Annotated in this window: 12 protein-coding genes; 8 read left to right on the forward strand and 4 right to left on the reverse strand. The window is 68.5% G+C overall.

Annotation, left to right across the window (positions count from 1 at the left end):
• Window positions 1-21 precede the first annotated feature (21 nt).
• The 5 genes from J2744_RS02745 (at window position 22) to J2744_RS02765 (ending at window position 5,091) form a co-directional block, all read left to right on the forward strand.
• Complete coding sequence (locus J2744_RS02745; RefSeq protein WP_209544186.1) at window positions 22-1,791, forward strand: thiamine pyrophosphate-binding protein; 1,770 nt, start codon at window positions 22-24, stop codon at window positions 1,789-1,791.
• Window positions 1,792-1,881: 90 nt separating this feature from the next.
• Window positions 1,882-2,388, forward strand: a complete 507-nt coding sequence (locus J2744_RS02750) for a hypothetical protein (protein ID WP_209544188.1) — start codon at window positions 1,882-1,884, stop codon at window positions 2,386-2,388.
• A gap of 85 nt (window positions 2,389-2,473) precedes the next feature.
• A complete protein-coding gene (locus J2744_RS02755; protein ID WP_209544190.1) occupies window positions 2,474-3,538 on the forward strand; it encodes a Gfo/Idh/MocA family protein in 1,065 nt (354 codons plus the stop codon).
• 57 nt (window positions 3,539-3,595) lie between these two features.
• Window positions 3,596-4,798 (forward strand): DUF418 domain-containing protein, encoded by a 1,203-nt coding sequence (locus J2744_RS02760; RefSeq protein ID WP_209544192.1) that lies wholly within the window; start codon window positions 3,596-3,598, stop codon window positions 4,796-4,798.
• Window positions 4,799-4,863: 65 nt separating this feature from the next.
• Window positions 4,864-5,091, forward strand: coding sequence for a DUF7385 family protein (locus J2744_RS02765; protein WP_209544194.1), 228 nt, complete (start codon window positions 4,864-4,866; stop codon window positions 5,089-5,091).
• Window positions 5,092-5,226: 135 nt separating this feature from the next.
• Here the strand turns inward: J2744_RS02765 and J2744_RS02770 are convergent, their stop codons facing one another.
• The 4 genes from J2744_RS02770 to J2744_RS02785 all read right to left on the reverse strand — a co-directional run bounded on the left by J2744_RS02770 (window position 5,227) and on the right by J2744_RS02785 (window position 9,787).
• On the reverse strand, window positions 5,227-5,634 hold the full coding sequence (locus J2744_RS02770) for an HVO_A0114 family putative DNA-binding protein (protein WP_209544196.1): 408 nt from the start codon (window positions 5,632-5,634) through the stop codon (window positions 5,227-5,229).
• Between the two features lie 33 nt (window positions 5,635-5,667).
• Window positions 5,668-5,985: a toxin-antitoxin system TumE family protein gene (locus tag J2744_RS02775; RefSeq protein WP_209544198.1), complete on the reverse strand. Its 318-nt coding sequence runs from the start codon at window positions 5,983-5,985 to the stop codon at window positions 5,668-5,670.
• A 1,073-nt stretch (window positions 5,986-7,058) separates the two neighbouring features.
• The gene (locus tag J2744_RS02780) at window positions 7,059-8,660 is read right to left on the reverse strand and encodes an MATE family efflux transporter (protein ID WP_209544200.1); all 1,602 of its coding nucleotides are present in this window, start codon (window positions 8,658-8,660) and stop codon (window positions 7,059-7,061) included.
• Between the two features lie 44 nt (window positions 8,661-8,704).
• On the reverse strand, window positions 8,705-9,787 hold the full coding sequence (locus J2744_RS02785) for a mechanosensitive ion channel family protein (RefSeq protein ID WP_209544202.1): 1,083 nt from the start codon (window positions 9,785-9,787) through the stop codon (window positions 8,705-8,707).
• A 121-nt stretch (window positions 9,788-9,908) separates the two neighbouring features.
• Between J2744_RS02785 and J2744_RS02790 the strand changes: the two genes are divergently transcribed.
• The 3 genes from J2744_RS02790 to J2744_RS02800 all read left to right on the forward strand — a co-directional run bounded on the left by J2744_RS02790 (window position 9,909) and on the right by J2744_RS02800 (window position 12,365).
• Window positions 9,909-10,658, forward strand: a complete 750-nt coding sequence (locus J2744_RS02790) for a proteasome assembly chaperone family protein (RefSeq protein WP_209544204.1) — start codon at window positions 9,909-9,911, stop codon at window positions 10,656-10,658.
• Between the two features lie 98 nt (window positions 10,659-10,756).
• Window positions 10,757-11,809, forward strand: a complete 1,053-nt coding sequence (gene trmB / locus J2744_RS02795; RefSeq protein ID WP_209544206.1) for an HTH-type sugar sensing transcriptional regulator TrmB — start codon at window positions 10,757-10,759, stop codon at window positions 11,807-11,809.
• Between the two features lie 82 nt (window positions 11,810-11,891).
• Window positions 11,892-12,365: a universal stress protein gene (locus J2744_RS02800; protein WP_209544208.1), complete on the forward strand. Its 474-nt coding sequence runs from the start codon at window positions 11,892-11,894 to the stop codon at window positions 12,363-12,365.
• The last annotated feature ends 40 nt before the right edge of the window (window positions 12,366-12,405 follow it).

Genomic DNA, 12,405 nt, shown 5'->3' on the forward strand with positions numbered 1-12,405 from the left:
CCGCTCGGTCGACGTCGCGGTATGGACGCGGACGACCCCGCCGCCGGCGACGACAGCCGCGACGAGAAGCCTCCGACGGTCGCGGAGGCCGTCGTCGACGCGATGCTCGACCGCGGCGTCGAGACCGTCTTCGGTATCCCCGGGAAGCAGACCCTCCCGCTGAACCGGGCGCTCGCCGACCGTGACGCGCGGTTCGTCGTCGCCCGCCACGAGACCGCCGTTCCCCATCAGGCGTGGGGATACGCCGAGACGAGCGAGCCGGGCGAGATGGCGGCCACCTGCGTCGTCCCCGGCCCGGGCGACACGAACGCGATGAACGGGCTGAAGAACGCCCTGAACGACTGCGCCCCGATGCTCCACCTCGCCGTCGAGACGGAGCGATCGGTCCGCGGCGGCGACGGGATCCACGAGACGCCCCCCGAGACGTACGACACGGTCGTCAAGGAGAACGTCCTCGTCGACTCCCCCGCGGGCGCGGTCCCGGCCGTCGTCGAGGCGATCCGGACCGCCCGCGAACACCCGCAGGGACCGGTCCGCGTCGGGATCCCGAAGGACGTCCTCGCGAGCCGCACGCCCCAGCCCGCGGTCGGCGGCCGCGACCCCTCCCCGCCGCCGACCGCACCCGCGGACGCGGTTCGCGAGGCCGACGACCTCCTCGCCGACGCGAACTCCCCCGTCCTCCTCGCCGGCGGCGGCGTCAGGCGATCGGGCGCGAGCGACGCGCTCCGCGCGGTCGCCGAGGGGCTGGACGCGCCGGTCGTGACGACGTACAAGGGGAAGGGGACGCTCCCGGAGACGCACCCGCTGTCGGCCGGGGTCCTCTGTGGCGGCGCCAGCGCGGAGCTCCGCGACCTCCTCGCGGACGCGGACGTCGGTCTCGTCGTCGGTTCCGACCTCGACGCCGTCGCGACCGCCTCGTGGTCCGTCTCGATGCCCGAGTCCCTGGTCCACGTCACGCTCGACGGCGACGACGTGGGGTTCGGCTACGAGACCGACCTCGGCGTCGTCGCCGACGCCGATCGCTTCCTGCGCGCGCTCGACGACCGCCTCGACGGCGGTTCGGCCGCCGGCGAACGGGCGGCGTCTCGCGACCGCACCGGGACCGAGCGCGCCGAGTCGGTCCGCGCCGCCGACCGCGAGCGGTTCGCGGCGCTGTCGGAACCGGCCGACGGCGACGGCAGCGACGGCAGCGATGGCAGCGACGATCGCCCCCTCCGCTCCGTCGAGGTCCTCTCGGCGGTGCGCGACGCGGTCCCTGAGGAGGCGGTCGTCACCGCCGACGCGGGCGGATTCCGGCTGTGGACGCTCGTCTCGTTCCCCGCCTCGGGACCGGGGTCGTACGTCAACCCCGGTTCCTGGGCGACGATGGGCACCGGTCTCCCGTCGGCGATCGGCGCCAAGCTGGCGAACCCGGACCGCGACGTCGTCGCGCTCACCGGCGACGGGGGACTCATGATGTGCGTCCACGAGCTCCACACGCTCGCGAGCGAGGGGATCGACGTGACCGTCGTCGCGCTCAACAACGACGACTACGCGATCATCAGCGAGGAGGCGTCGCGCTCGTACGAGTTCCCCGAGAGCGCCTACGGCTGGGCGGAGACCGGTCTCGACCTCGTCGCGGTCGCGGCGGGGATGGGCCTGCCGGCGGAGCGCGTCCGCGAGCGCGACGCGGTCGGCGACGCCGTCGAGCGCGCTCGGAACCGAGACGGGCCGGCGCTCGTCGAGGTCGTCACGGACCCGAACGAGCCGCAGGCGAGCGAGTGGATGACCGGCCCGCGACCCGAGGAGTGACCGCGGCCTCCGCCGGGAGACCTCGGTTTCACGGTACGCGTTTCCGAGATCTGAAGCGATCTATATGAGCGCCCGACCCCGAGTTCGCGTATGCGAAACCCGTGGGTCCACGACGACGTTCCTGACGACACCGGGAGGGGGTACGACGGTCCCGTCCGGCTGTTGGCGGCGTTCATGTGGGGATCGTTGGCCCTCGCCGTCGGCGGGTTCGTCCTGCTCTCCGGGTCGGGGGTCATCGACCTCGCCGACGGCGGGTCGTTCGGAGAAGTCGTCACGGGGGTCGTCGCCGCGCTCGCGCTCGCGTTGGCGCTTCCGGTCCTGTTGAAGCTGCTCGCGATCTCGCGGGCGCTCGCCCTCCTCGCCTTCCTCGGGACCAGCGCGGCCGTCGGTCGGTTCGTGATCGCCCGCGAACCGGAGCAGTTCCGGACCCTGCTCGACGCCCGCGACGAGCTCGCCGAGAACGCCGGCTCGCTCGGCGGTCTCTTCGACTTCGTCGACTCGATGTCGCCCGCGGTGGTCGACGGGGTCGTCGTCGACGGCGCAACGGTGATCGTCACCCGGGCGCTGGCGCTGATCGCCGCCGTCCCGGCCGCGTAACGCGTAAAATCCGGCCCCGTGTGCCGGGTTCTCTCCGCGTTCGGGTAGACGGGAGCCTTAACAACGCCCGTCGTGACTCCCATCCATGACGCATCCGAACGACGTCGCGGTCGGGATCGTCGGACTCGGCGGCATCGGGTCCCACCACGCGACGAAGCTGACGGAACGCGGCGCGAACCTCGTCGGCGGGATGGACGTCGACGCGGACGCCCGCAAGCGGTTCCGCGAGGAGTTCGGCGTTTCCGTCTACGAGGACGAAACCGCCCTCTACGACGACTGCGACGCCGTGTTGGTCACCACGCCGAACCGCTTCCACGAGGAGTACGCCGTCTCGGCGCTCTCGGCCGGACTCGACGTGCTCATCGAGAAGCCGCTCGCGCACACGCTCGAAAGCGCCGAGCGCATCGCGGACGCCGCCCGCGACGCCGAGGGGTTCTGTATGGTCGGGTTCAACAACCGGTTCGCGGCGCCGGTCCGAGTGATCAAACACTACCAAGACGAGGGGCGATTCGGCGAGACCACCCACGTCGAGGCGAACTACGTGCGTCGGCGCGGCGTTCCCGGCCGCGGCTCGTGGTTCACGTCGGCGGAGGTCGCCGGCGGCGGCGCGCTCATCGACATCGGCGTCCATGCGATCGACCTCGCCCTCTACTTCCTCGATCACCCCGAGGTCGTCGAGGTCTCCGGAGAGACGCGCTCGGAGTTCGGCGGCCGCGACGACTACGCGTACGTCGACATGTGGGGCGACGACGCCGGTCCCGAGGGGTTCGACGTCGACGACTCCGCGTCGGCGTTCCTCCGCGCCGCCGACGGCACCACCGTCTCGCTGGAGGTCGCGTGGGCGACGAACCGCCCGGCGACCGACGAGTTCGTGGTCCGGGGCACCGAGGCGGGCGCGACGTTCGACCGCGGCGGCGACGACCTCACGATCCACGAGGCGTCGGTCGGCGGCGGCCACCACCTCTCGGACGCGACGGTCGAAACCCGAGAGGGGGACAGCCACGCCGCCGAACAGGCCGCGTTCCTCGAAGGGGTCGCCGCGGGCGAGACGCCCGCGATCAACACCGTCGAGGAGGGACTGCGAGTTCAGCGCGTCATCGACGCTATCTACCGGTCCGCCGAGTCCGGCGCGGCGGTGCGGCTGGACTAACGGCTCGTCCGCGATGGGAACCTATTCGGTCCTGGGGACCGTTCTCGCGGACAACTCGTGACCCGCGACTCAGGCCCGACGCCGCCCTCCGAACGGATCACCAGCCTCGATGCGCTCCGGGGGTTCGCGCTGCTCGGCATCCTCGTCATCAACATCAGGGTCTTCTCGATGCCGGAGCAGACCCTGCTCAACCCCAACGTGTACGGCGACTTCACCGGTCTCAACTACTGGACGTGGTTCGTCGGCCACGTGTTCGCGCAGTCGAAGTTCATCACGATATTCTCGGCGCTGTTCGGCGCGGGCGTCCTCATGTTCATCGAGAGCAAAGCGGAGAAGGGACAGGACGCCGTTCGCCTCCACCTCCGCCGGACCGCGGTGCTGATCGCGGTCGGTCTCCTCCACGCGTACCTGCTGTGGTACGGGGACATCCTGGTCACGTACGGTCTCACCGGGATCTTCCTGCTTTTCGTCCGCGACCTCGACGCCCGTCAACTCGCTGGGCTGAGCGCGATCTTCCTGCTTTTCGTCCCCGTGCTCGAACTGTTCGCGGCGGTGTCGATCGGCGGCGAGGCGATCGCCGGCCAGTGGATGCCCGCGGCGGACGCCATCCAACAGCAGGTGGCCGCCTACCGCGGCGGGTGGCTCGACCAGATGAGCCACCGCGTCTCCTCGTCGTTCCAGCGACAGACCAGCGGCTTCATCGGATCGAGCTTCTGGCGGGTCGGCGGCGTCATGCTGCTCGGCATGGCGCTGTACAAGCGGGGCGTGCTGACCGGCGAGCGCTCGACGGCGTTCTATCGCCGGCTCGTCGCTGGTGGCGTCGTCGGCGTCGGCATCGTCGTCGCGGGCGTCGCCTACATCGAGGCGAACGACTGGAGCGCGGGCGCCGCGCTGTACTGGCGGCAGTTCAACTACGTCGGGAGCCTCCTCGTCGCCGGCGGCTACGTCGGGCTCGTCACCCTGTTCGTCCGGTGGCGCGGCGAGGGGATCGCGACCACCGCCCTCGCCGCGGTCGGCCGGACCGCGTTCACGAACTACCTGCTCCAGACCGTCGTCGCGACGACGATATTCTACGGCCACGGGCTGGGGCTGTTCGGCTCCGTCAGCCGGTTCGAGGCGATGGGGATCGTCGTCGGGATCTGGGCGGTCCAGATCGTCCTCTCGGTGGCTTGGCTGCGCTACTTCCGGTTCGGCCCCGTCGAGTGGGTGTGGCGAACGCTCACCTACGGGGAAGCGCAGCCGATGCGGGTCGAAAGCTGAGGTCGCGTTCTCCGAACTGAGACTCGCGAGGACACGTTCAACACCCTCCCGCCGAACCCCCGCGTATGACCGGATTCGACGTTCACGACCACCGCCACGAGCTGAAACAGCTCCGCGATTCGGGCGCGACGAGCCTCTGGGAGAACCGCGAGGGGATGGGCTGTCCGGTGTGCGACGACGTCTTCTCGCGGCTGTTCGTCACGCGGCAGGCCGGAACGACGTTCCCCGAGAACGACGGCGCGCGGTTCTGCCTGCTCCGCGACGACGACGCGGTGTACCTGTTCCGGCACTGAGCGCACAGGCGATCGGTTATACGGGGCGTCGGCTCCGTTGGAACCCCTTCTTCAGACGTATATTCGTCTGAAACGGCTGGTCGCTGAAGAGTGTAGATTGATCGCTGAGAATCCTCCCAGCCTGAGACGAACCGACTACGCACTCGCGGGGGCGCTGTCGGCATCGCCGTCATCGATGAGCGGGTAGTCGATGTGGACTTCGATGCGGTCGAACGGGACGACCGGTTGTATCGCACCGCCGGGGCCGCCCTCTTCGAGCGTAAGGATGCCCAGTACTTCCAGCTGCTTCAGATCGGAGTGGACGTCGGACACGTCTCTCTCGACGAGCCGCGCCGCTTCGCGCATGCTTTCGGGAGCTTCTTCGGCGATCGCTCGGATGAGATTCAGGCGGAGCGGCGTGAGGCTGTCGACGAAGTCGTCGTAGGTTCCGAACTGGAGCGTCGCCTTTCCGTCTTGGTCGTCGTCCTCGACGTCCTGGACGAACTGGAGTGCGTCCTGACGGACCTGTTCTCGGTCGCCGACGGTGATGTGGAGTGTGGTCATGGTTGGGGTGGCGGTGGGTCGGGTGGTGTTCGATCAGCCCGGTCGGGGTGGGTCGCCGCCGACGGCGTCCCAGTACTCGTCCGCGCTCGCCCAGAACTCGACGAGCAGCTCCTCCATCCCAGGGAACCCGACGCCGTCGAGATCGCCAGCTGCGGTGTGATGCTCGTGCCCCTTCGTCTCCTCGTGGGAGTTGTCGTACCGGACGAGCGTGAGATCGTCGAGGGTGCCCAGATGGAGCGTGTACTTCCAGCCCGAGGGGTACGTCTCGGTGTCGTCGGTCGGTCGAAGCACGACGTTCTCGACGAGGCCGGCTTCGACGTGCGTGTACTGGAAGAACGGCTCTGCGGGCATCCCGTACGTGTTGGGACACGACCCAACGGCATAAGCGTTGGGCAGAAGTCCAACGCCGAACGAGAACGTCGCTCGTCAGCGACATCCTTAGTGGATGTTCCCTGGGCCGTCGGTTACTGATCTTCGAACAACGGATTCTACGGCTCTGTTAAAACCATATCCTTCTGACATATTCTCGAATGAAACTACCGTTCGCTGAAGCGTGCGAATCGGGCAAATGAACGTTCGTGTAGGGGTGAGTGACCGTAACAGTATTTATAGAAAATCAAGGAGAATACCTGCGCGTTTAGGCGCAGGATGAATCCGACAGTACGTTCAACAGCCTCCGTTTGACGACAGTTCGGAGTTTCCAATCCGTACTTTTACTCACTAGTGCATCGTGCATACCGGTAGGGTCAGGTCGGAACGGAGCGATTCCGAACGACCTTTGGAGGCGGTCTCCCCGCCACTAATGAGACAATATCCGAAACGCCAACACGGTGAACACGAATGCTAGACGCGTTCGTCTCGTGCCTGTTGGTTGAGCAAGCCTCACGATAACTCTGAGTCCGCCGACGTGTCAGCGACTCCCTGCTGGCAAAAACAACAGATGGAAGTCACCGATACTGAGGATAGGAGTATCGGCGGTTTGGCACCGCCAGACAGCCACTGACTACGACGACTGGGTTAAACGGGTTCCCGCAAAGTGGCAGAAATCATGGTTGCAAACCTGAAACGCCCACCGCTCGGGATTCCTCCGCCTGAAGGCGGAGGAGGATGTCAACAAGGCGAACCCGTTTACGCGATATGGAGCGTCGAACGCAAGCGATTCTCATTGGAATAATCGGCTTCGCTGGCGCACTCCTTCTACTGGGGTTAACCGTCTATCCGTTCCAGTATGGGCCCACAGAGAGCCTTCTGCTCGTTGGGGATTCATCATTTTCGCCCTATTGGAGACTGTACTCGATGAAACATCGTTCTGATTGAACACTCTCCGCGACCATTCGATAGCCGCTCGGTCGGTAGTCAGGCTGTATTGAGCGCGATCGGGTCAGAATATCTCACTTGCGACGGATCGCAACGGATCCGGGGCGTCAGTCGTCGCCCGCGGGGTCGACGCCGGGGTCCGGGTCGTCGATGTACCGCTCGGTCCACGTGCCGCGCGAGAACCACGCGACGCCGACGATCGCGCCCAGGATGTTCCCGAGCGCCATCCCGACCCAGACGCCGGTCTCGCCCCACCCGGCGACGAAGACGAGGTACGCCACGCTCGCGACCCGGCCCACCCAGAGGGTGAGGATCGAAATGACCATCGCGGTCTTCGTGTTGCCGGCGCCGCGGAACGCGCCTAAGATTACCTGCGAGACACCGATGAAGGCGAACTCGACCGAGCGGATCCGGACGTACTCGACCGCGTAGCCGATCGTCGCGAGCGCGTCCGGCACGTCGCCGAGGAACGCCCCGACGATCGGCTCGGTGAACGCGACGGCGACGACCGCGACGAGGAACATCACGCCCGCGCCGGTCGTGGCGGCGAACTTCACCGCCTTGGCGGCGCGGTCGGCGCGGTCGGCGCCGAGGTTCTGCCCGACCATCGTGTCGATGGCGCGGCCGAGTCCCATCGCCGGCAGGAAGACGAGGGAGATGAGCCGGTTCCCCAGCCCGTAGGCGGCGACGACGGGCGGCGAGAACGTGACGATCATCGCCGTGAGCGTGATCATCGCGAGCGCGCTCGTCGTCTGCTCGACGCTGGAGGGGAGACCGAGCCGGAAGATGTCCCGGATAAAATCGAGGTCGGGCGCGAGGTGCGAGACCGTCACGTTCGGACCGTACCCGGTTCCGAACAGGATCCAGAGTCCGATCGCGGTCGCGACGCCGCGCGAGAGGATCGTCGCGAGCGCGGCGCCCCTGATTCCGAGTCCGGTGATCCCCGTCGCCGAGAGCAGGGTCGCCTCCAGCGCGACCGGGTCGAGCGCGGCGAGGCCGGGTACCGCGGCGAGCCACTCGAACAGCGGGTTCCCGTCGAACCCGAAGATGAAGAACGGGTCCAGCAGGACGTTCACGAGGACGGAGACGAACATGACTGCCATCGGCGTCCGGGTGTCGCCGTAGCCGCGCATCAGCGCCGAGAAGACGAAGAAGCCGAACATCAGCGGGATCCCGGCGAAGATGACTTCCATGTAGTCGGCCGCGAGCGGTATCACGGTCGCCGCGGTGTCCGCGTCGCTCGGGAGGATCTCGAGGGCGGGGCGTGTGTAGAAGTAGCCGGCGATACCGATGAACACGGACAGCACCGAGACGGTGAATATCGTCTGTCCCGCGACGAGCCCCGCGGAGCCGTCGCCGTCGGCGCCGGTGTACTGCGCGACGAGGATCGCGCCCGCGGTCGTGAAGCCGCCGGCGACCGCGATAAGCAGGAAGATGAGGGGGAACGCGAGGCTGATCGCGCCGACGGCCTCCGCCGAGAGCCGGCCGAGGTAGAGGGTGTCGACGATGTTGTACGTCACCTGTAACAGCTGGATGACGACGATCGGCCACGCGAGGCGGAACAGGGGACGGAGGAGGCTCCCCTCGGTGATCGACCCGTCGTCGAGGGGGCCGTCGTCGTCGCCGCGCTCGTCGGGCGGACCGCCGGCGAAGGGTTCGTCCGAGCCGTTGGAGGGTTCCTCCGGGTCGGCAGCGGGGTCGTCGCTCACTGGCGTAGAAACGCCGGGCACGCTCTATCAGGCTTCCGATCCGGTCACTGCCCGCTCCCGTCGTCGCGGTCGGTTTCGGGGACGCCGTCGCCGCTCGATTCGGGGGACGCGTCGCCGCCGAGAGGCGCCGACTCCGTCGGTGCGTCGTCGCTGAGGTCCGGGGTGGCGGCCGCGGGCGCGTCGTGTCCGCCGACCGCCGCCGCGTCGGATCCGGCGTCCACGCGCGCGACGCCGGAGGTGTCGTCGAAGACGAGATGGCGGTGGGGGTACGCCATCGTGACGTTCGCGTCCGGGTCCCCGAGCCGCTCGCGGATCTTCGTGTTCACGTCCGACTGGACCTTCGCCAGCTTGTAGGGCTTCTTCACCCAGTACCGGAGCCGGAGCAGGATCCCGTCGTCGCCGAACTCGTGGAGCCGGCAGTCGGGACCCGCCATGTACCGCGCCACGCCGATGCGGATGTCGGGACCGCCGTCGATGACAGCCTCGCAGTCGCGCGCCGCGCGCTCGATACGGCGGCGCGCCTCGGGAATGTCGCTCTCGTAGGTGACCAAGACGTCGATCGACCGGCGGGTGCGCTCGTCCTCGGCGGAGAAGTTCGTCACGTCGCGCTCGCGCATCGTCCCGTTCGGCACGACGAGGAAGGTGTTATCGAGGGTGAAGATCTTCGTGTACCGGATCGTGATGTCCTCGACGAACCCCGTCGTCCCGTCCTCCAGCTCGATCATGTCGCCGATCTCGAACGGCTGGTCCGCGAGGATGAACACGCCGTTGATGAAGTTCCCCACCAGCGGCGCGAGGATGATACCGATGACCGCGGAGAACACCGCGGTCCCGAGGAGGAGGTCGGCGAACTGGAACCCGACGGCGTCGAGTCCGACGAACAACGCGACCCCGATCGTCCCGGCCCGAACCCCGCGGACGATCGTCTGCGCGACGCTCTGGCGCGCCACGCGGCGCGCCACGGGGCGGCCGATCAGTCGCACGAGGAAGTTGGCGACGACGACGCCGACCGCGACCGACGCGACGACCGTCAGGAGACTCGCTCCCGGGAGGTTCCCGAGCCGAGACCCGATCTCGGCGAGCCGCGAGACGACCCCCGATATCGGCGTCCCCTCCGGAAAGACCATAGCGGACCGCCGTCGGCCATCCGAAAAAGCGTTTCTCCCCGCGGACGCTCGGCGACGGACGCGGGCCCCGGACGCGGCGGACGGGGACAACCACTATGACGCGGCTGAGCGAACGGGGAGTATGTCACGCCAGCCCGCGGATCCGACGGGACCGAGGTTCAGCGTCGAACACGACTCGCAGCCGGGAGACGCGGTGATCGCCGGGTTCTCGTCGTTCGGACTCGCCGGCCTGACCGCCGTCGACTACCTGGTCGACGACCTCGACCTCGAGGAGACGGGCCACGTCCGGATCGACGGACTCCCGTCGATCACGCCGTTCACCAAGGGGACGCCGCGACACCCGATCCGACTGTACTCCGCGCCGGATCTCGATCTCACCGTCTTGATCGCCGAGCAGTTCGTGCCGCCGATGCCCGGCGAACTGCTCGCCGACGCCCTCCTCGACTGGACGGAGGCGAACGGGACCGAGGAGATCGCGGTGTTGGCGGGCGTCCCCGTGGCGCACGGTCCCGACGCCCATCGGACGTTCCACGTCGCCACCGAGGACTACCGCGCCGCGCGCTTGATCGACGGGACCGACGTTCCCCCGATGGAGTCCGGCTTCCTCGACGGAGCGAACGCCGGGCTGCTCGAACGCGGGCTGGAATCGCCGCTCGGCGTCGGGGTGTTCGTCACCCCGGTCCACGCGCAGGCGCCCGACGTCGACGCCGCGGTGCGGCTCGTCGACACCGCGAACGCGATATACGAGCTCGGCGTCGACGCGGCCCCGCTGGAGGCGTTCGCGGAGGAGATCCGCCGCCGCTACGAGGACCTCGCCGAGCGGATCGAAGAGCGAGAGCCGGAGGGGAGCTACGACCGAATGTACATGTAACGGCCGCCGGTCGACCCGCGTAGAGGAGTCCGCTCCGAAAACCCGTACAACTCGGCTCATAGTAAAAAGCTATAATCCCCGCCCCCGTTTCTCGCCACATGACCGACGATCTCCGGGACACGCTCGACCGCGTCGGGGACCGATTCAACCTCGGCGAGTACGAGATCGACGCGTACCTCGCGGTGTTGGAACACGGGGAACTGACGGCGAGCGACATCGCCGACCGGACCGATATCCCGCAGCCGCGCGTGTACGACACCGTCCGGAGCCTCTCGGACCGCGGCCTCGTCGAGCTCCGCGAGTCGCGGCCGATGAAGATCGTCGCCGTCGACCCCGACGACGCCTTCGGCGACCTGCGCTCGTCGTTCGCGGAGATGGTCGACGAGCTGGAGGCCCGCTACACCGCGCCGACCCGCGAGACCGAGGCGGTGTCGCTCGTGAAGTCGCGCTCGACGATTCTCCGATACCTCGAAGAGGTGATCGAGAACGCGGAGTACGAGCTGGCGGTGTCGCTCACCCCCGGACTCCTCCGGCGGTTCCGCGACAAGCTCGCCGGGAAGGTCGCCGCGGGCGTCAGCGTCGAACTCCTCGTCACGCCCGCGTCGAACGCGCCGGACCCGTCGACGTTCGACTACCTGGAGGTCGCGACCATCGCCCGCGCCCGCCGCGGGATCACCACGCCGGTCCTCGCGGTCGGCGACGGCGAGTACTCCGTGTACGCCACCCAGGACGCCCTGCGAGACGACCGCGAGCGCTACGGCGTCATCTTCAACCGCTCCGCGCTCGGTTTCCTCGTCTCCGGCTTCTTCGGGACCGTCCTGTGGACGACCGCGGAGACGCTCGCCGCCGACGGAGCGGAGCGCCCCTTCCCGCGCCGCTACGCCTCGATCCGGCGCGCCGTGAAGGACGTCCGCGAGTTCGACGACGAGGAGTTCTACGCGGCCGTCGAGGGGCGCGACATCGAGACGGGCGCCGACGTGACCGTCCGCGGAAAGGTCGTCGACGTCGCGTTCGTCGACACCGAGGAGGTGGCGTCGCTGGTCGTCGAGACCGAGGACGGCCGCGTCGAGATCGGCGGCCGCGTCGCCGCCCTAGAGGACGTCGAGGGACAGGAGATCGTGATCGGACGCGGCGAACCGCCCGCGTTGTGAGGCGATCCGCGCCCGCCGCCGCCCGCGCCCGCCGCCGCCCGCACCGACAGCGTATTTACGCCCGGGTACCCACCGGTTCGACATGACCCTCGTCGTGGTCCCGGTCCGGTTCCCCCCCTCGTCGCACTCGGCGGCGACGCTCCGAGAGGCGGCCCGCGTCGCCGAGGAGCGCGGCGCCGACCTCACGGTCCTTCACGTCGATTTATATCAGCGGTCTGGCGGCGTCTCGCGAAGTGATCTCAAACGGGCGGTCGAAGAGCGGATCGGCCGGATAGACCGCGCGCGGTACGTCGTCCGCCGCGGCTTCCTCGTCGAGGAGACGATCCTCGAGGAAGTCGTCGCCGAGGGCGCCGACATCGTCGTCATCGGCTCGAAGCAGGCCGGACGGTGGCGGCGGATGGTCCAGAAGCTGCTCTCCGACCCCGACATCGACTCGTTCCTCCGCGGCGAGCTCGACTGTACCGTGGTCACCGTCGACGCCGACGGCGAGACCACGACCGACGAGGCGGGGAACGGCGACGCCGTGCCCCTCCCGGACGAGACCGACGACGACTGAGCGCCGCCGGCTCGCCGAGCGAGCGAGACTGTCGGCGCGG

It is taken from the genome of Halorubrum trapanicum (assembly GCF_017873555.1).
In the GTDB taxonomy this organism is placed as follows: Archaea; Halobacteriota; Halobacteria; order Halobacteriales; family Haloferacaceae; genus Halorubrum; species Halorubrum trapanicum.

What these genes read in the sequence shown, in the direction of transcription:
- J2744_RS02745 (WP_209544186.1), top strand. Translation starts at nt 22, where the DNA reads ATGGACGCGGACGACCCCGCCGCCGGCGACGACAGCCGCGACGAGAAG.
- J2744_RS02750 (WP_209544188.1), top strand. Translation starts at nt 1,882, where the DNA reads ATGCGAAACCCGTGGGTCCACGACGACGTTCCTGACGACACCGGGAGG.
- J2744_RS02755 (WP_209544190.1), top strand. Translation starts at nt 2,474, where the DNA reads ATGACGCATCCGAACGACGTCGCGGTCGGGATCGTCGGACTCGGCGGC.
- J2744_RS02765 (WP_209544194.1), top strand. Translation starts at nt 4,864, where the DNA reads ATGACCGGATTCGACGTTCACGACCACCGCCACGAGCTGAAACAGCTC.
- J2744_RS02770 (WP_209544196.1), bottom strand. Translation starts at nt 5,634, where the DNA reads ATGACCACACTCCACATCACCGTCGGCGACCGAGAACAGGTCCGTCAG.
- J2744_RS02775 (WP_209544198.1), bottom strand. Translation starts at nt 5,985, where the DNA reads ATGCCCGCAGAGCCGTTCTTCCAGTACACGCACGTCGAAGCCGGCCTC.
- J2744_RS02785 (WP_209544202.1), bottom strand. Translation starts at nt 9,787, where the DNA reads ATGGTCTTTCCGGAGGGGACGCCGATATCGGGGGTCGTCTCGCGGCTC.
- J2744_RS02790 (WP_209544204.1), top strand. Translation starts at nt 9,909, where the DNA reads ATGTCACGCCAGCCCGCGGATCCGACGGGACCGAGGTTCAGCGTCGAA.
- trmB (WP_209544206.1), top strand. Translation starts at nt 10,757, where the DNA reads ATGACCGACGATCTCCGGGACACGCTCGACCGCGTCGGGGACCGATTC.
- J2744_RS02800 (WP_209544208.1), top strand. Translation starts at nt 11,892, where the DNA reads ATGACCCTCGTCGTGGTCCCGGTCCGGTTCCCCCCCTCGTCGCACTCG.